Source organism: Vreelandella sp. GE22 (assembly GCF_968212445.1).
The window spans coordinates 3,535,938-3,552,843 of the sequence record NZ_OZ309110.1; the positions used below are offsets into that span (position 1 = coordinate 3,535,938).

A 16,906-nucleotide genomic window follows, 5' to 3' on the forward strand; every position below is an offset into this window, starting at 1 on the left:
CCTGGCGGCCGCGGATCATGCACGGGAGTGTACATGATGCTGACATTACGTAACGCAACGGCCCTTTTGGGCCTTTGCGCGGCGTCGGCTGCCTTGGCGGCCACCGACTACCCGCTCACGCTTGAAAGCTGCGGTCATGCCATCACCCTCGAAGCGCCGCCGGCGCGGGTGGTCACCATCGGCCAGGCGGCGACGGAAATGCTTTATCTGCTCGGCCTCGAAGAACGAATGGTCGGCACCTCGCTTTGGGTCAACCCGGTGCTCGATGAGTTTGCCGAGGCGAATGCCGGCGTCGAGCGCCTTTCCGACGACGCGCCCAGCTTCGAAAGCGTGATCAACCGAGAGCCGGACCTGGTGATTTCCGCTTTTGAGTGGATGGTCGGGCCGGCCGGTGTGGTGGGCACGCCCGAGATGTTCGACGACGCGGGGGTGGCGCTTTGGACCCTGCCTACCGAGTGCGAGGGCAAGGACAACGTCCAAAGCATGGACGGCGCGCGGCGCACGCTCTTCGACCCGGCGCTGGTGTACCAGGCCATCGCGACGCTTTCACGTATGTTCGATGTATCAGAGCGCGGCGATGGTGCCATCGAGGCGCTCAAGGCGCGGGAAACCGCCGCGATCGAGGCCGCCCAGGCACTCAGCTTGTCCAAGGATACCAGCGGCGTGTTCTGGTACTCCTCGGCACAGCTGGGTAGCGACCCTTACGTGGCAGGTGTGAACAGCGTACCGGACTGGATGATGAGCACCCTCGGCATCGACAACGTGGTGAGCATCGAAGAGGAGTGGCCGAGCGTGGGCTGGGAGCACATCGCCCGCGCCAATCCTACCTTTATCGCCGCCGCACGCATGGAGCGCCGCCGCTTCCCCGCCGACGACCTGGCCACCAAACGCGACTATCTACAAAGCGACCCGGTGACCGGGCTGCTCGACGCGGTGCAAAGCGAGCACGTGATCGAAATCGACGCCCAGGCCATGGACCCCTCGATACGCAGTATTTTCGCCCTCGAGACGCTGATCGAGCACCTGGCCAATTTCGACCTGGCGCTCTGATGCGCGCGAAAACGGCGCGCCCCGCCGCCGCCACCTGGGTTTGGCTGATGCCGCTTTGTTTGCTCGCCGCGCTTTTTATCGGCGCCGCGGTCGGCGAAACGCGCATTCCGCTTTCCACCGTGCTCGACGTGCTGGCCAAAAAGACCGGCCTGACCGACCAGCCGCTCAATAGCCTGGATGAAGCCGTGGTGTGGCATTACCGCATGGCGCGCGCCGCGGTCGCCGCCTGCTGCGGCGCAGGGCTGGCGGTGTCCGGGGTAATTTTACAGGCGCTTTTACGCAACGCCCTGGCCGACCCGTACCTGCTGGGCATTTCCGCGGGCGCCTCCACCGGCGCGGTCACCGTGACCGTCGCCGGCGTGGGGGCGGGCATGATCTCGATGTCGATGGGCGCGTTTGCCGGCGCGTTAGCCGCGTTCAGCTTCGTGGCGCTGCTCGCCCACATGGCGGGCAGCGGCCCCGGCACCCGAGGCGCGGGGGTGTTGATTTTGGCCGGCATCGCCGGGGCGCAGCTTTTCAACGCGCTGACCGCTTTTATCATCGCCCACTCGGCCAACGCCGAGCAGGCCCGCGGCATCATGTTTTGGCTTTTGGGCAATCTTTCCGCGGTGCGCTGGCCGGATGCCTGGCTTGCCCTGCCCGTGGCGGTCGCAAGCCTTGGCGTGGCGCTTAGCCAGGTGCGCGCGCTGGACGCCTTCGCGTTCGGCGCGGAAAGCGCGGCCTCATTAGGCGTGAATCTGCGGCTGACCCGCTCGCTTTTGATCGGCACCGCCGCGCTCGTCACGGCGGTCATGGTCTCGATCACCGGTGCAATCGGCTTCGTGGGTCTGGTGATTCCTCACGCCTGCCGTCTTTTGGTGGGCGTGCGTCACCGCCAGTTGGTGCCCGCCACCGCGCTCTGCGGGGCGCTGTTCATGGTGCTTTGCGATGTCGTCTCCCGGGTGGTGATCCCCGGCCAGGTGCTGCCGATTGGCGTGATTACCGCGCTGGTCGGCGCCCCGGCGTTTGCCTACCTGATGGTTCGGGGGCGACGATGAACGCAGCGGCCGCGCCTTCCAAGCCGCTCCTTAGCGCCCGCGGCATTAGCTGGTCGGTTCAGGGACGGCTTATCGTCGACGATGTGGATCTGGACATTCGCCCGGGGGAGACGCTGGGCGTGATCGGCCCCAACGGCGCGGGGAAATCCACTCTGCTGCGCCTGCTGGCTGGGCTTTTGACGCCCGCCCAGGGCGAGGTACGCTTCAACGGCACGCCGCTTGCCCGCATGAGCCGGCGCCAGATTGCCCAACGCATGGCGCTGGTGGCCCAGCAGGCCGACACCGACGAGCGCATCACCGCCCGGGACGCGGTCGAGCTTGGCCGCACGCCCTGGCTTGGGCGGCTGGGCGGCTGGCGCGACGCGGACGAAGCCGCCGTCGACCAGGCGCTGCACGCGGTCGAAATGCTCGATTTGGCCCACCGCGAGTGGAGCTCGCTTTCCGGCGGCGAGCGCCAACGCGTGCACATCGCCCGGGCGCAGGCGCAAAACCCCACGCTGATGCTGCTCGACGAACCCACCAACCACCTGGATATTCACCACCAGCTCGCCATACTGGAACTCATTCGACGGCTTCCGATCACCGCCGTCGTCGCGCTACACGACCTGCAACACGCGCTGCATTGTGATCGGGTGCTGGCCATGAAAGCCGGGCGCATCGTGGCCCTCGGCACGCCCACCGAGGTGCTCACCCCGGCGCTCATGAACACGCTATTTGCCGTGAATGCCCGCCTGGTGGACGACCCGGAGGGCGGCGCGCCGCTCATCGCTTTTCAAAGGATTCATTAGATGCCCCAACGACTGACCCGACTGTTTGGCGGCCCCTGCACCGCGCAAAAGGGCCCACGCCCATGACCACCGTCGCCATTTTTGTGGATACCCAAAACGTTTACTACACCGTGCGCGACACGTTTGGTAAACACTTCGATTACCATGCGTTCTGGCGGCGGGTTAGCGCGAATCGCGAGGTAACGGCGGCCTACTGCTACGCCATCGACAAGGGCGACGCCAAACAGCGCGAGTTTCAGAACATCCTTCGCCGCATCGGCTTCGAGGTAAAGTTGAAACCATTCATCCAGCGCGCCGACGGCTCGGCCAAGGGCGACTGGGATGTCGGCATCACGCTCGATGCCATCGAACACGCCCCGCTTGCCGATGTGATCGTGCTGGTCTCCGGCGACGGCGACTTCGACCTGCTCGCGGAAAAAATTCGCCGGGTTCACGGTAAACGCGTCGAAGTATACGGCGTCGCCCCGCTCACCGCCGCCTCGCTGATCCAGGCGGCCAGCGCCTTCATCCCTATCGATCAGGCGCTGTTGCGCACGTAGCGGTCGAGCCAGGCGTTGATTTCCAGGCCCACGGTCTCCGGGTCGGTCATGTGAATACAGTGGCCCACGCTTGGCAGCTCCCTCAACGTGCTGTCCGGCATATGCGCGTGCATATAGCGGCCCACCTCCGGGTTGGCAAGCGTATCGACCTGGCTTTGTAGCAGCAGCGCCGGGTGGCGCACGCGGGGCAGCACCGCCCGGTAGTCTGCAAAGAACGTGGCCCGGGCGAATACCTTGGCAATAACCGGGTCGGTGGAGCAGAAGCTCTCGGAGAGCTCGCCGATGAGCTTCTCGGAGCTTTCCGGGCCCATGATCAGCGGCGCCAGATAGTGGGCCCAGCCGATATAGTTACGCTCCATCAAATCCAGAAGCTCTTCCAGATCCTCACGCTCGAAGCCGCCGTGATAATCCGGCGGCCGGTTCAAAAAGCATGGCGAGGGGCAGATCATCAGCTGGCTGGCGAAGCGCTCGGGTATTTCGAGCGCGGCCAGTTGGCCGATGGTGGCACTGACCGAATGGCCGACGAAGTGCACCTCGTTCAAATCCAATGCTTCGATGATCTCGATGACGTCCCGGGCGTAGCCCTCGAGCGTTGCGTAACGGTTCATATCGAACGCCGCTAGCTGCGACTGCCCGGACCCTACGTAGTCGAACAGCACCAGCGTATAGCGCTCTTTCAAGGCCGGCAGCAGGTAGTGCCATACCTGCTGGTCGCAGCCAAACCCGTGGGCCAACATGAGCGTTTGGGTGCCCTCGCCCACCACGGTAATATTGTTGCGCGCCATGACGCCCGCTTTGGTTAACAAACCGCTTCCTCCTGGTTGAAACATTAATCCCCGTACTTTAATCCCCGTACTTTCTTTGAAACGCGTCTCGCGCCCACGCCGCGACCCACCCGGGGAAGTGGCTGGCGGGCATGGGGCGGGCAATGAAGTAACCCTGGCCTATTTCGCAGCCCAGTTCCAAAAGCGCCCGGCTGTGCTCAAGGGTCTCCACGCCTTCGGCAATGACGCCGAATTCGAACGCCTGGGCAAAGCCGATCACCCCTTTCAAAATAGCCAGATCCCCCCGGCTTTCGAGCATGTTCTGGACAAAGCTGCGATCGATTTTGAGCGTATCCACCGGCAGCTCTTTTAAGTGGCTAAGCGACGAGTAGCCGGTGCCAAAATCGTCCAGCGATACCTGCAGCCCCAGGGCGCGGCACGCGCTGATCACCAGCGCCACCTGGTCGATATCGTCGATGGCGCTGGTTTCCAGCACCTCGAGCTCCAGGCAGCGTTTCGCCACCTCGGGAAAATCCGCCAGTATCGTGCCGAGCTCCTGTAAAAACCAGGGGTGCTGGAAGTGGTAGCCGTCGATATTGACACTCACTACCGTCTCCAGGCCTTGGCTTTGCCAGGCGCTTAGCTGGGCAAGCGCCTGGCGAATGACCCAGTATCCTAGCCGCACCCCGTTGGGCGTATTGCTCAATACCGGCAAAAATTCCTGGGGGCCGACCAGCCCCCGCGCTGGGTGGTGCCAACGTATCAACGCCTCGGCGCCCACGACCCTACCCGTGCGCATATTGATTTTAGGCTGATAGAACAGCACAAACTCCCCCGCGGCCATTGCCCGGTCGATCGCCACGAGCTCGGCGTGGCGCTCCTTTTGCACCTCTTCGTCGTCGATATCGAAAAAACATACCCGGTTTTTACCCGCGACCTTGGCCTGGTACATGGCCTGGTCGGCCTGGCGAATCAGCTGGTCGGGTTCCAACGCTTTGGCTTGCGGGTAGAGCGTAAGCCCGATACTGGCCGAGAATATGAGCGAAACGTCGTTCACGAAAACCGGCTCTGCAAGGCGGTCGATGAGCCGATAAAGCGGGCTTTGAGCAAGCGCTTGATCGAAATAGCCATCCAGCACCACGACGAACTCGTCGCCGCCGAAACGGGCGACCATATCCTTGTGGCGAAGGGTGTCGGTCAGCCGCTTGGCAACGTGCTGCAGCACCTTGTCGCCGGTTTCGTGGCCGTACCGGTCGTTGATCTCTTTAAAACCATCCAGATCGATGAAGGCGAGCGCAAAGCCCCCTCCCAGCGCGGCAATTTGACGATCGAGATGCCGGCTGAGCGCGGCGCGGTTGGGAAGCCCCGTAAGGGGGTCGACGCTTGAGAGCGCGCGCAGCTGAGTCACTTTCTGTTCCAGCAGTTGCTGCGTCTTTTTTAGCTCGATGAACATCTGCTCCGAGCGGTTCGCGTTCGCGATACTCCAAAAAAGACGCGCGTTAGCGCTATCGGCAACGACGCTCATGATTACCGGTTGGCTTTTTTGGGAAGGGGGAACCAGCGACAAGCGGATCTCTTCGCACTGGCCATCGCGTGCCAGGGCGGGCGCCACGAAGGTTTCGATCAGCACTTGGGACGCTTTACTGAATAACTCGAACAGATCCCGGTTTTGCAGCGTCTCGAACGCATAGCCGTACTGGTCGCTCATATATTGATTGCTATAGAGGATCCGGCGGCTATCATCGGTAACCATACATCCCACGGGGAACTCATCGAACGATAGCGGGCCGGGTGTGTACATCGTGAACCTTATGAACGCACTGAAAAAACCGTATTTTAACCGAGTTATATTATTAACATTTGTTTATCGGCATATTTCTATACCACGCCCCCCTAATAAGCCCAAATTTTATTGGTTTTTTCCCGGTTTTTTCACTCGGCCAACCCGCCACTTTTTAGGTGCCCGCCGCTGAGCTTGAAACGACAGACGGCCAGCGCTTCTCCCGCGCTGGCCGTTTAGGCGAAGTCTAGGGATCTACCGGTGCTTGCGTGGCGCTGCTCTCTTGCATGCGCGCGCGCAGTAGCTGCATCTGTTGACGGTAGCCGTCCGTTACCTGGCGGGCCTGCACGGGGTTATTGACCACGCGAGGGGTGATCAACACGATCAGCTCGGTGCGATCCTGGCCCCGCGACTCACTGCCAAACAAGCGGCCGAGTACTGGAATAGACGAAAGACCCGGCACCCGCGTCTCGGACTCGCGGTTATTTTGCTTGATTAGCCCGCCCAGCAAAACGGTTTGCCCGCTCTGCACCGCAACCTGGGTGGCAACGGAGCGCGTCGAGATACGCGGGTTGGACTGGTCGGCCGTTGTCGCACTGGCGTCGGCATCGCTGACCTGCTGCTGAATATCCATATACACCAGCCCGCCCGGGTTGATGCGCGGCACTACATCGAGAATCACGCCGGTTTGCACGTACTCGACGCTGCTCAGGGTCGTGTCCGAGTTCGTCGTGCTGACGGTCGTCTGGCTAATCGGGATGTTGTCGCCTACCTGAATCTGCGCGGCCTGATTATTGAGGACGACCAGCGACGGCGCGGACAGCACCTGGGTCAAGCCACGCGTCTCCAGCGCGCGCAGCGCCACCTGAAGATTATCGCTGACGAAGGAGTAGAAAAACGAGCTGTTGCCGGCGCCAAGCCCGCCGGCACCCAGCGCCCCTTGGCTGCCACTGGCGTTGACGGCCGAGGCATTGGAGGCGTTACCCGCCAGCTGGCCCAGGTACCATTGAACCCCCAGGCTCAGATCCCCCGCCAGGCGAACCTCGAGAATGCGCGTTTCGATCTGAACCTGCAGCGGCGGCTGGTCCAGGCGCTTGATCGCCGCCTCGATCTCTTGCCACTGGGCAGGCCGGGTGCGTACCAGCAGCTGATTACTGCTCTGCTGGGCCGTAATGCGTACCGACTGGACCAGACTACGCGCGTCGCCCTGGCCGCTTGCGCCCCCGCCTACCTGGCTATCTGTTGGCTGGGTTGGCGCGCCACCGTCGTCGTTATCCTGCTCGGCGCTGGGCCTATTCTGCATTCCCTGCCCCTGGTCAAGGCCAGGGCTCGTGCTAGTGCTGGCCAAGCTCGACAGCGTGGTCGTTTGAAGACCGGGCGCCACCTGCGCCGGTGTATCGCCTTCGATCTGACCCGAACCGTAGATGTCACGCAGGTAGCGCGCCAGGTCGACCGCTTTCATGTTGCGCACGTCATAAACGTACATTTGTGGCTCGTTCCCGCCCCCCTGATCGATGGTGCGGATCCATTCACCGACTTCGCGCAGGTAGTCGGGCTGCGCCGAGATGGCCACGATCGAGTTGGTCCGCTCGTTGGGCATGAAGTCGACCATGTTCGCAAGCGGCGTGCCGCTATCCGGGCCGAACAGGCTTTGAAGCTGGGGCATGAGCTCGCCCACCGAGGCGCGCTCGAGCTCATAGACGCCAATCGACATACCCTTGAGCCAATCCACGTCGAAGGTGTCGATCACGTCCTGATAATTGGCAAGCTCGCTGGGCGTACCGGAAAGGCTGATCAGGTTGCGCGCGGGGTCGACCAGTAGAAACGCATTGTCGCGCACGAACGGCTGAAGCAGGCGCTGCATTTCGACCGCGCCGATGTAGTCCAACGGGTAAAGCCGTGCAGCGAGCCCGCTTGCGGGCTGCGCCACGGCTATGTCCGGCACGAGCTTACCGGCCACGGCCTGGCTTGCGGGCAGCACCACATAGCGGCCGTCCTGAACGATCATCGCGTTGTCCGTCCAGGAAAGCAGCGTTTCCAGTATCGACAGCGCCTCCTGGCGATTCACCGGCTGGGAGGTCGAAAAGCTGACCGTGCCGTCCACGCCCTGGGCGATACTGTAGTTCTCCTGTAAAAGGTCGCCCATCACGCTATTGATGACCGCCTCGATGGGCTGGTCGGTGAAGTTGAAGACGATGTCGCCTTCTTCGCTGGCCGGTGCGTTACTGGCAGCGCCCTGAGCGGTGTTAACGAAGCGCTGGTTGCCCTCGATGATCCGTTGATTGGCCCCCGCGCGCTGGGTGGGCTCCAACGAGGTAGCCGGGGAGGCCGGCGGCGCCTGTTCGGCGACGGGCGCCGGGTAATCGGCACCTCTTAATGCTTCGCGCATCAACGCCTGGTCGGTTTTTAGCTCCCGGGGCGTGGTGGTACAGGCGGAGAGCGAAATGGCCATCACCAGCCCGACCAGCGTCGTGCGCGTTAGTGAAAGCGAGGCAGGAGTGTCGTGCTTTGAAATCATGGTGTCGGGGTACGCGGCAAAGTAAGAGTGGGCGCCCTGGAAGGCGGCGGCAGGCGTAGCATCGGCAGGCTCAAGGTCTGCGTCTGCCCCTGGCGGACGAAGGTGGCGCTGCGGGGGGTGAGGTGTTCGAGTGTCCAACCGTTATCGAGGGTGTCGCCTCGATTCAGCTTGGTCATCGCCTGGCCTGGCTCATCGACGTAGACCCATTGTACATCCCCCTCCTGAAAGATGCCGGCCAGCGTCAAGCTTGAAAGCGGGTCGGCAGTCACGGCTTGGCGGTCGGGGTCGGCTTGGCGGTCCGGGCTGAAGATCGGCTGAGTCCAGACCATCGAACGGCGCGCCGAGGCCAAATCCGCGCGCGCCTCTAACGGCGCCACGCTGGCCGGGCTGGCTTCCGGCGCGTCGGCGGGCAGCCACTGGGGCTTGGCGGGGGTGTAAAAGATCCACGCCAGTACCGCCAGCAACAGGACATTGGCAAGCCCTAACGCCTGGGTAGAGAAGCGCATCCTCATGCCTGCCCCCCTTGCGTGCCGGCCTTTTGCAGGTAACCGCGCAGCAGCAGGTTCACTTCCAAACGCCCAGGCCCGCCGGTCGCCGGCGCGCTCGAGGCGCGATGAACGTTCAATTGATCGACGAACAGCGCCGGCTGGCCGTATTCGAACGCATACAGAATCTTCGCCAGCGGCTCGATGGCGCAGTCGAGGGAAAGGCTCACCTTCACCTGCCGGTAGGGCCCGTCGGGCGTATCGTCAGACGCAACGATAGGCATACGCTGGGTAACCTCGCACCCGGGCCCCTGATCCGAGTGCTCGGCGATCCGGTCGATGGCCAACTGCATCAAATCCGCCGCGACGGCGTTCGGATCCTCACCGGCGAGCAGCCGGTTATCGAGCGCCGGATCGTTTCGGGACGCGGCCAGCGCCGCCTCGAGCCCTTCGCCCTGGGCAATCAACTCGGCGTAGTGGCGCTGCTGTGTTTGCAGGGTGCTGCGCTGCTGCGCCATTTCGCGAAGAGGCGCCAAAAAAGGCACCTCGATCACGACATACCAGGCCCCCCAGAGCAAAAGCGCCAGCAGGCTTATGGCGGCAAATTTACGTTCGCGGCTAGTCAGCGGGCGCATCGCTATCCTCCTGAAGCCGTGCACTGATGGAAAAGCGCTCCTGGCCGGTGGTGTCGTCGGGCCGGATGACGCCCTGGAACTGGACCTGCTCCAGGCTTGGACAGGTCTGGACATGGGCGATCAACGCGCTTGCCCGCGGGCTTTGCCCCGAGAACGTCACGTTCATCCCGTCCTGCACTTCCAACTCGCTGATCCAGCTCTGCTCGCCAAGACACGTGGCGAGCTCGGCAAGCAACCGGCTCACGGTCGGGCGGCGCGCCTTGAGGTTGGCCAAATACCGGGAGGCGCCGACCGTTTCATCGAGCTGCTGGCGCACTTGCTGAAGGTGGCGCACCTGCTGGCGCTGATGCGCCACCACTTCGCCCATGGCGTCGAGCTGCTGCTGGCGCTGATGGATATAAAGCGAGGGAATCGCGACGCACACGGCCAGCGCGCAGGCCCAAAGCCAGCGATTGACCACGCCGGCCCGCGCCACTCCTTTCTGCGCACTGGCCGGCAGCAGGTTGAGCCGGCGGCGCTCGCCGGTGGTGCTCTGAACATCCAGCGTCGCCAGGGGCAGCCCGCGTTCGCGGCACGCCGTCAAAATCGCGTCGAGATGCGTCCAGGCGATCGCCACCAGTTCGATGTCCGCCTGGCCCTCGTGCTTGCCCACCACCCGCGCCACGAAATGCACCTGCTCGGCGGGGTAGGGGGTGTACTTGTCGAGTTCGTACCGGAGTACCTTGTGCAGGTTGCGCGCCGCCACGCTCGGCAAACGTATACGCTGCGCCAAAACTTGCTCGGTACGGAGCACCAGGATGGCCGGACGCTCACAGTCGACCGTCTCCGGCAGCGGCCAGCCGAGAAGCTGCGCCTCTTCACGCTTGCCCAAACGGGCGGTGATCGGCGCGGGCAATAGACCGGCGAGTTCGTCAAGCCACAGGTGCAGCCAGCGCCGCGCGGTACTTTCCCGCCACTGCTGCCTTGCCTGGCTGGCAAGGGCGCTGAAAGACGCCGTGTACTGCGCCCAACGCCGGGTCACTCCTGCCACCTCAATACGCGATAGGGCTTGGCGCCGGCGGTTAGTGTGTTGAGCATTACAAGCGTTACCGTTAAACGAGAATGAAAGCCGCTGGGGAGCGTCGCGGCGCTGGTCACTGTCACGATCTGGCCCGCATCGATCGGCTCGCCCTGGCGACGCGGCAGGCCAAGCACCCGCGCAAGCCAGGGGCTCGCCAGCACCGGGTCGGGCTGCGGATTGCCGGACCAGACCGTGACATGGGCCTGGGCGCATTCATAAAGCGCATAGCTCACCTCGGGCAGGGCACGTAACTCCTCGAGCAGGCGCAGGGGCGTGTCGCTCCGTCGGCGCTCGAGTGCCGTGGCGATGCGCTCGGCCTGGGGCCCGCTGGCCCCGCAGGCAGCCATGAGTTTTTCCACATCACCCTTGGGGGCGGCGTTGAGGTCGAGCTTTCCGCGCTCGCTTTGCACGCTGATGGCAAGCTCTGCGCCGGCGAACGGCACTTGCTGGACCTCGCCATCGGCCTGCCAGCGCCCTTCGTTTTGCATCAGCCCGGCCACGGCCAGCCCCAGGCCCGCCTCGGCGGCCAACAGCGCCTGGGTCTGGTCGCGCTGCCAAAGCGACTGGCGCTGCTGCAGCTGAACGGACACCGCCAGGCTTCCCAGCAGTAGGCTTGCCAGCGCCAACACCCAGAGCGCAAGCAGTAGCGCGACCCCGCGTTGTGTTTTCATGCCCCCTCCCCGGAAAGATCGAGGCGCACGTTGATTTGTTGCATCACCCAAGGCTTGGTGCCCTTCAAGCGAAGCTCGATGCGCACCGCCTGGGGCAGCCGGTCGGGCCAGGGCCAGCTCTCCAGCCATTCGGTGCGCTCGCCCAGCGGCGAGCGGCCGCGATAGCGAAAGTGGGCATCCAGGACCTCATCGAGCAGCGGCTGCGGCGCCCCCCAGGGCGCGAGCATTTGTCCCTCGAGCTGGGCCAGGTGGACCTTCAGTTTTTCGTCCTCGACCACTATGCGCTGTCGGTAGAGCCCGCCGCCTAGCGAGGCGGGCAACGGCGCGTAGAACATCAGCGACGCGGGCTCGCCTTGAAAACTCACACCGCGGGTTTGCCTGTCGCTTTCGACGCTGAGCGGAAGCGCCTGGCCAATGGCGTGCCTTAAAAAGCGCTGGGTGGCCCGAATATCCTCCAGGTGAGCGCTGGTGCGCTGTGCCGTCGAGACCGCTTTATTGGCGGACACCACGGCGGTGCCCACCAGCCCCAGCAGCAGCCCCATCAGGCTGATGACGGCCAACACTTCCAAAAGCGTGAACCCGGCCTGGCGCTTCATGGCGTTGCCCCCGAGCCACGCAGTCGCAGCGTGCTGTAATGCGAACGCCTGGCGCCTTGGGTGAGGGTTAGATCCAGCCGGTAAAGGTCGAGCGCGCCCTGGGCCTCCAGGGATACGTCGAGCTCCCAATCGAGCCCGTCCCAGCTGCCGCGATGCGTTCCTACCTCGAGTACCTGGCCTTCGATGCTGTCCAAAATGGAGCGGGCCGCCAGTGCCGCGCGGTCGCTTTGCTCGACCTGGTAGAGCGACCGCGCGCTTTGGCCAAACGCGCCCAGTAGCACCGTCGACCCAATGGCGAGCACCACGATGGCGGCGAGCATTTCGAGCAGCGTAAAGCCACGCTGGCACTTGAAAGCCGCCCTCATGGCAGGGCCGTTAGCGTGGCGCGCCCGGTAAGCCAGGCGATATCGATTCGCCACTGCGCCTGCCCGCGCTTGATTTCGATATGCCCCGCGGTGGAGGCACCATCCGGGTAGAATTCGAACGCGGCGCCGAGGTTTTTAGCCGTGTGGAGCTGTACTTCCAGCGTGTCGGGCCAGGCGGTCGAGCGCTTTTCGGGCAATACGACCTGGCGCGCGCTCAAATCGAAGGTCGCACGCACCGGCTGGCCGCTACTGATGGCCTGCACCCGGGCACGGCTCAAAGCGGTCATCATCGCCGTCACCGCGCTGCGCTCCTGGGCGGCTTGCAGGCCGCGGCCCAGGCCCCCGGACAGCACCGCGACCGCGATACTGACCAGTACGATGACCGCGAGCAGCTCAAAAAGCGTAAAGCCTGTTTGGCGCGGCGCCGAAGGCTGCATTTATTCCCAGTTGCCCAGGTCGGCGTTGTACCCCTCGCCGCCGGGCGTGCCGTCCTGACCGTAAAAGATCAAGTCGAAGGTGCCGTGATTACCGGGGTAGCGGTAGCCAAAGTCGTGTCCGAACGGATCCTTGATATCCGACGGTTTGGCGTAGGGGCCCATCCACTGGCTGGCACCTTCGGGCTTGTTGATCAGCGCGTCCAGATTCTCCGGCGGCGTGCCCATGTCCAGCGCGTAGCTTTCGATTTTCATGCTGAGGCTGGCCAGCTGTGCCTTGCCCGCCCCGTAGCGCCCCTTGTCCACGTTGCCCCCCACCTGGGTCACGACGATGGTGGCCACGATGCCCAGCAGCACGATCACGGCCAGCATTTCGAGCAGGGTGAAGCCGGACTGGCGCGTTTTGACACGTTTCATTGAGGTCATGCGGTTTTCCTAGATATTGCTGGTCAGACTCATCAGCGGCAGCATGATGGCGAGCATGATAGCGGCCACCACGACGGCCATGACGATGGTGAGCGTGGGGACAAGGGCGGCCAGCGCGCGGTCGATCGCACGTTTGGCCTCGAGATCGAACACATCGGCGACCTTGATCAGCATGTCGCCAAGCGTTCCGGTATTTTCACCGACGTCGACCATCTGCACGGCAAGCTCGGGCAGCAGTGCGTCCGTGGCGATCGCCGTAGCAAAGCGGTGGCCCTGCTTGACGTCGTCGATGGCGTGGCGCATGTGGGCGCGCAGCGCGTGGTTAGTGCTGACATCGCGGGCAATGTTCAGCGCCGAAAGTAGCGTGACGCCGTTGCCCACCAGGGTGCCCAGGGTTCGCGCCAGTCGCGCGGTTTCCAGGCGCTGGATGAGCCCGCCCGTGACGACGCTTTTAAGAAGCCGCCGGTCCTGCTTATAGCGCCAGCCCGGGTGGCGACGCCCACCGATCACAAGCCCCATCAACGCCACGAGCGTGACCAACAGCACCAGCCCCCAGGTATTGATAAAGCCGCCCATGGCCAGAATGGCCTGGGTGATCCAGGGAACGGGCACCCCCAGATCATTGAAAATGGGCACGAACTGCGGTACCACGTAGGCCAACAGTAGGGCGATGGAGCCGACCACCCCGACGACCAAAAAAGCCGGGTAGATCAAGGCGTTAATCACCTCACCGCGCAACTGCTCGCTGCGCTCGAGGTAGTGGCTCAATTGGCCGAGCGTCACGCCCAGCACACCGCTCGCCTCGCCGGCCCGCACCAGGCTTACGTAGAAAGGTGAAAACGTCTCGCGGTGCTGCTCGAGGGCGTCGGACAGCGGCCGCCCGGCTTTGACTTCGTCTCTTACCTGCTCGAGCAAGGCGCGCGGGCGAGCACTGCGCACCTGCTTGAGTACCGTCGTCAGGGCTTTATCCAGGGGCTGACCGGCCCCGACCAGGGTGGCCAGCTGTTGGGTAAAACGGACCAGCTGGGCCCGCTTGAACACACTCGGGGCCTGACGTGGCCGCAGCCACTGACTGCCGCGGCGCAGGCTCAATACCAGCAGGCCGCGGCGCTGCAGTTCGAGCGCCGCGCGGCCTTCGTCAGCGGCGTCCAGCTCGCCGGCTTGCTTGCGGCCCTCGGCGTCCAGGGCGCGGTAGGCGTAGAGCGGCATCAATCGCCCCCCGTAACGCGCAAGACGTCATCCAGCGAGGTCACGCCGGCAAGCGCCTGGCGCAAGCCGTCTTCGTACAGGGTGACCAGGCCTTTTTGGCGCGCGGCGGCCTCCAGCGTGTCGGCGTCGGCCTGGCGCATCAGCAGTGAGCGAAGCTCCTCGTCCATGACCAGCAGTTCGGTAATGGCGCTACGTCCGTGGTAGCCGCCGCCGGGGCTCTCTTCGTTGGGGCGATAGAGCATGATCGGCCGTTCGGTGGTGTAGTAATCCAACCGGTGGCGCTGGATGAGTGCCTGGGGGGCCTCGAAGGCGATGCGCGTCGCCGGGTCCAGCCGGCGCACCAGCCGCTGGGCAAGAATCCCTTGCAGGGTCGAGGCCAGCAGGTAGCTCTCCACGCCCATGTCCAGCAGGCGGGTGATACTCGCCGCCGCGCTATTGGTGTGCAGGGTCGATAGCACCAGGTGCCCGGTCAGCGAGGACTGCACCGCGATCCGGCACGTGTCCAAATCGCGCATTTCCCCGATCATGATGACGTCCGGGTCCTGGCGCACGATGGAGCGCAGCGCCTGGGGGAAATCCAGCCCGATGGACGGCTTCACCTGGATCTGGTTGATGCCGGGCAGCTGATACTCGACCGGATCCTCGACGGTGATGATCTTGCGCTCCTCGGTATTAAGTCCCGAAAGCGCGGTGTAGAGCGTGGTCGTTTTGCCCGAACCGGTAGGCCCGGTGACCAGAAAAACCCCATGAGGGCGGGCCAGCTGGCGCTGAATCGCTTCCAGGGTAGCCCCGGTAATCCCCAGGCTTGCAAAATCCAGGCTGACGGTTTGGCGATCCAGCAAGCGCATCACCACGGATTCACCAAAGCTTGTGGGCACGGTGGACACGCGAAGATCCAGCTCACGCCCCTGAATACGTACCATGATGCGGCCATCCTGGGGCAACCGCCGCTCGGCGATATCCAGCCGGGCCATGATTTTCAAGCGCGAGATCACCGCCGCCGCATAGCCCGCCGGCGGTGCCTGCTCTTCGATCAGCACGCCATCGATGCGATAACGCACCTTGAGTTGGTTTTCGAACGGCTCGACGTGGATATCCGAGGCACGACGGTCGACGCCATGCTGCAACATGAGATTGACCATACGGATGACCGGCGCCTCGGAGGCCATGTCCTTGAGCTGCTCGATATCATCCTGGGCCGACGCATTTTCATCGAGGGTTTCGATCAAGGCGCCCATGGCCGAACGCCCCGTACTGTAGGCCTGCTCGATGAGCTCGTTCACTTCGCTGTGCGTGGCGATATAGAGCGAGACGGTCTTGCCCGCCTGGTAGGCGAGTGCGGCGACAGCGTACGCCGATACCGGAACGGCGGCGACCACGCTTAGCGCATCCGGCCTCTCGCCCACGCTGAGCACACCGTAATGGCGCGCGAAGCGCTCGGTACTGGCAGGCATGTCGCTATCCACCGTCACGTCGTCGGCCTGGGCCCACTTGGGCAGGTCCAACAAGTGCGCATAGGCGTCGGCCATCTCCTCGTCCTTGACCGCGCCCAGGCGCAATAGCGTGCGCAGGCTGTCACCGTCCTCCCCCTGCGCCGCGCCCAGCCGGTTGGCACGCGCGATGTCGGCAGGCTCGAGCGCGCCAGCCTCGACCAACCAGTGACATACTTCGTGCGCGGTGAGGGTATCCAATGGCATGAACGACATCTTTATCGCGTTAATAAAAACAAACGCCTGAAACTCAATCCAGGCGTTGTTGAACAATCAACGTAGGTAGCAAAGAATCAATATAGAAACTATTGAACAGGCAATTTAAATTCGCATAAAACCACGCACTACCAGGCAAATAAACCACGAGGAAAACCAAATAAGACAATGAGCCTTTAATATATCTTGCCAGCTTAACACAGCGCAAAACCTAACAACAGATATGTTTAGCATATAAACAAAAAGATTCAAAAAACGCCTTAAAACTAGAATTAAATGCCAATATATATATTTTATTAGCAATAAAATTATAAAATTAACCCAATAGCTAAATATAAATAGTGAAAAATTAAAAACGACACTTCTTGATAACGCTATTTTATTACTCCTATAATGCGCGATCGCTAATTGACTAAAAAACGTTTTATTGGACTTGAACTTTTTATCTCGCCGACCAAACATATGCAGGCTCTCAAATAAACCAAGAGCCTTTGCGCATCGCCATCAAACGATAGAGACCTTACTCATGAATCATTCATTGCGTGCCTTGATGTATGCGGCGCTTTTGGCTGTCTCGCTGCCTGCGCTCGCGGGTTCCGAGACGCCTAATGCGTCAGAAACCGCTCCCTCGACGACCGACAGTGCGCAGCAAAAACGCCTTCAGGATCTTCGCGCCGAATACGAAGAGCGCCGCGACCGCCTCACCGGCGCCGACAAATTACCGGCGCGCGCCGCCCAATCGGGCAGCTTCTACGATGCGCCGGTGGACACCCGCGATGCGCCCGACCAGGCCTCTGATCGCTCAGATCGATAAGCGTGCCTTGATGTACAACCACTACCTAT

At 62.9% G+C, this 16,906-nt stretch carries 18 protein-coding genes; 5 read left to right on the top strand and 13 right to left on the bottom strand.

The features are described 5' to 3' along the window. The first annotated feature begins 33 nt into the window (after nucleotides 1-33). From ACWHRL_RS16610 to ACWHRL_RS16625, 4 genes are all read left to right on the top strand, one after another. A complete protein-coding gene (locus ACWHRL_RS16610) occupies nucleotides 34-1,050 on the top strand; it encodes an ABC transporter substrate-binding protein (protein ID WP_447894528.1) in 1,017 nt (338 codons plus the stop codon). Then, nucleotides 1,050-2,087 (top strand): FecCD family ABC transporter permease, encoded by a 1,038-nt coding sequence (locus ACWHRL_RS16615; RefSeq protein WP_447894529.1) that lies wholly within the window; start codon nucleotides 1,050-1,052, stop codon nucleotides 2,085-2,087. Before ACWHRL_RS16610 ends, ACWHRL_RS16615 begins: the two co-directional genes overlap by 1 nt. Continuing rightward, on the top strand, nucleotides 2,084-2,875 hold the full coding sequence (locus tag ACWHRL_RS16620; protein WP_447894530.1) for an ABC transporter ATP-binding protein: 792 nt from the start codon (nucleotides 2,084-2,086) through the stop codon (nucleotides 2,873-2,875). Before ACWHRL_RS16615 ends, ACWHRL_RS16620 begins: the two co-directional genes overlap by 4 nt. Nucleotides 2,876-2,937: 62 nt before the next feature. Next, entirely contained in the window at nucleotides 2,938-3,414 is a 477-nt protein-coding gene (locus tag ACWHRL_RS16625; RefSeq protein WP_447894531.1) for a LabA-like NYN domain-containing protein, read from the top strand. Here ACWHRL_RS16625 and ACWHRL_RS16630 read toward each other — a convergent pair. The 13 genes from ACWHRL_RS16630 to ACWHRL_RS16690 form a co-directional block, all read right to left on the bottom strand. Next, complete coding sequence (locus tag ACWHRL_RS16630; protein ID WP_447894532.1) at nucleotides 3,393-4,220, bottom strand: alpha/beta fold hydrolase; 828 nt, start codon at nucleotides 4,218-4,220, stop codon at nucleotides 3,393-3,395. The two genes, ACWHRL_RS16625 and ACWHRL_RS16630, sit on opposite strands and share 22 nt — an antisense overlap. Before the next feature lie 37 nt (nucleotides 4,221-4,257). Further along, complete coding sequence (locus ACWHRL_RS16635) at nucleotides 4,258-5,886, bottom strand: putative bifunctional diguanylate cyclase/phosphodiesterase (RefSeq protein WP_447894533.1); 1,629 nt, start codon at nucleotides 5,884-5,886, stop codon at nucleotides 4,258-4,260. A gap of 319 nt (nucleotides 5,887-6,205) precedes the next feature. Next, entirely contained in the window at nucleotides 6,206-8,476 is a 2,271-nt protein-coding gene (gene gspD, locus ACWHRL_RS16640) for a type II secretion system secretin GspD (RefSeq protein WP_447894534.1), read from the bottom strand. Then, nucleotides 8,473-8,988, bottom strand: a complete 516-nt coding sequence (locus tag ACWHRL_RS16645) for a hypothetical protein (protein ID WP_447894535.1) — start codon at nucleotides 8,986-8,988, stop codon at nucleotides 8,473-8,475. The genes gspD and ACWHRL_RS16645 overlap by 4 nt, the downstream gene beginning before the upstream one ends. After that, entirely contained in the window at nucleotides 8,985-9,596 is a 612-nt protein-coding gene (gene gspM, locus ACWHRL_RS16650; RefSeq protein WP_447894536.1) for a type II secretion system protein GspM, read from the bottom strand. Before gspM ends, ACWHRL_RS16645 begins: the two co-directional genes overlap by 4 nt. Next, nucleotides 9,580-10,617, bottom strand: coding sequence for a PilN domain-containing protein (locus ACWHRL_RS16655; RefSeq protein ID WP_447894537.1), 1,038 nt, complete (start codon nucleotides 10,615-10,617; stop codon nucleotides 9,580-9,582). Before ACWHRL_RS16655 ends, gspM begins: the two co-directional genes overlap by 17 nt. Beyond that, complete coding sequence (locus ACWHRL_RS16660) at nucleotides 10,614-11,327, bottom strand: type II secretion system minor pseudopilin GspK (RefSeq protein WP_447894538.1); 714 nt, start codon at nucleotides 11,325-11,327, stop codon at nucleotides 10,614-10,616. The genes ACWHRL_RS16655 and ACWHRL_RS16660 overlap by 4 nt, the downstream gene beginning before the upstream one ends. After that, a complete protein-coding gene (locus ACWHRL_RS16665) occupies nucleotides 11,324-11,923 on the bottom strand; it encodes a type II secretion system protein GspJ (RefSeq protein WP_447894539.1) in 600 nt (199 codons plus the stop codon). Before ACWHRL_RS16665 ends, ACWHRL_RS16660 begins: the two co-directional genes overlap by 4 nt. Beyond that, nucleotides 11,920-12,288 (bottom strand): type IV pilus modification PilV family protein, encoded by a 369-nt coding sequence (locus ACWHRL_RS16670; RefSeq protein WP_447894540.1) that lies wholly within the window; start codon nucleotides 12,286-12,288, stop codon nucleotides 11,920-11,922. Before ACWHRL_RS16670 ends, ACWHRL_RS16665 begins: the two co-directional genes overlap by 4 nt. Then, nucleotides 12,285-12,725: a pilus assembly FimT family protein gene (locus ACWHRL_RS16675; RefSeq protein ID WP_447894541.1), complete on the bottom strand. Its 441-nt coding sequence runs from the start codon at nucleotides 12,723-12,725 to the stop codon at nucleotides 12,285-12,287. Before ACWHRL_RS16675 ends, ACWHRL_RS16670 begins: the two co-directional genes overlap by 4 nt. Then, complete coding sequence (gene gspG / locus ACWHRL_RS16680; RefSeq protein ID WP_447894542.1) at nucleotides 12,726-13,148, bottom strand: type II secretion system major pseudopilin GspG; 423 nt, start codon at nucleotides 13,146-13,148, stop codon at nucleotides 12,726-12,728. 9 nt (nucleotides 13,149-13,157) lie between these two features. Then, nucleotides 13,158-14,357 carry a type II secretion system F family protein gene (locus ACWHRL_RS16685; RefSeq protein WP_447894543.1) on the bottom strand — a complete coding sequence of 400 codons (1,200 nt, stop codon included), beginning with the start codon at nucleotides 14,355-14,357 and terminating at the stop codon, nucleotides 13,158-13,160. Continuing rightward, nucleotides 14,357-16,054: a GspE/PulE family protein gene (locus ACWHRL_RS16690; RefSeq protein ID WP_447894544.1), complete on the bottom strand. Its 1,698-nt coding sequence runs from the start codon at nucleotides 16,052-16,054 to the stop codon at nucleotides 14,357-14,359. Before ACWHRL_RS16690 ends, ACWHRL_RS16685 begins: the two co-directional genes overlap by 1 nt. A 535-nt stretch (nucleotides 16,055-16,589) precedes the next feature. On the opposite strand from ACWHRL_RS16690, the gene ACWHRL_RS16695 reads away from it, so the two are divergent. Further along, nucleotides 16,590-16,877 carry a hypothetical protein gene (locus ACWHRL_RS16695; protein WP_447894545.1) on the top strand — a complete coding sequence of 96 codons (288 nt, stop codon included), beginning with the start codon at nucleotides 16,590-16,592 and terminating at the stop codon, nucleotides 16,875-16,877. Nucleotides 16,878-16,906: the final 29 nt, after the last annotated feature.

Coding starts and splice junctions, on each gene's coding strand:
- ACWHRL_RS16610 (WP_447894528.1), top strand. CDS start 34: ATGATGCTGACATTACGTAACGCAACGGCCCTTTTGGGCCTTTGCGCG.
- ACWHRL_RS16615 (WP_447894529.1), top strand. CDS start 1,050: ATGCGCGCGAAAACGGCGCGCCCCGCCGCCGCCACCTGGGTTTGGCTG.
- ACWHRL_RS16620 (WP_447894530.1), top strand. CDS start 2,084: ATGAACGCAGCGGCCGCGCCTTCCAAGCCGCTCCTTAGCGCCCGCGGC.
- ACWHRL_RS16625 (WP_447894531.1), top strand. CDS start 2,938: ATGACCACCGTCGCCATTTTTGTGGATACCCAAAACGTTTACTACACC.
- ACWHRL_RS16635 (WP_447894533.1), bottom strand. CDS start 5,886: ATGAGCGACCAGTACGGCTATGCGTTCGAGACGCTGCAAAACCGGGAT.
- gspD (WP_447894534.1), bottom strand. CDS start 8,476: ATGATTTCAAAGCACGACACTCCTGCCTCGCTTTCACTAACGCGCACG.
- ACWHRL_RS16645 (WP_447894535.1), bottom strand. CDS start 8,988: ATGAGGATGCGCTTCTCTACCCAGGCGTTAGGGCTTGCCAATGTCCTG.
- gspM (WP_447894536.1), bottom strand. CDS start 9,596: ATGCGCCCGCTGACTAGCCGCGAACGTAAATTTGCCGCCATAAGCCTG.
- ACWHRL_RS16660 (WP_447894538.1), bottom strand. CDS start 11,327: ATGAAAACACAACGCGGGGTCGCGCTACTGCTTGCGCTCTGGGTGTTG.
- ACWHRL_RS16665 (WP_447894539.1), bottom strand. CDS start 11,923: ATGAAGCGCCAGGCCGGGTTCACGCTTTTGGAAGTGTTGGCCGTCATC.
- ACWHRL_RS16670 (WP_447894540.1), bottom strand. CDS start 12,288: ATGAGGGCGGCTTTCAAGTGCCAGCGTGGCTTTACGCTGCTCGAAATG.
- ACWHRL_RS16675 (WP_447894541.1), bottom strand. CDS start 12,725: ATGCAGCCTTCGGCGCCGCGCCAAACAGGCTTTACGCTTTTTGAGCTG.
- gspG (WP_447894542.1), bottom strand. CDS start 13,148: ATGACCTCAATGAAACGTGTCAAAACGCGCCAGTCCGGCTTCACCCTG.
- ACWHRL_RS16685 (WP_447894543.1), bottom strand. CDS start 14,357: ATGCCGCTCTACGCCTACCGCGCCCTGGACGCCGAGGGCCGCAAGCAA.
- ACWHRL_RS16690 (WP_447894544.1), bottom strand. CDS start 16,054: ATGCCATTGGATACCCTCACCGCGCACGAAGTATGTCACTGGTTGGTC.
- ACWHRL_RS16695 (WP_447894545.1), top strand. CDS start 16,590: ATGAATCATTCATTGCGTGCCTTGATGTATGCGGCGCTTTTGGCTGTC.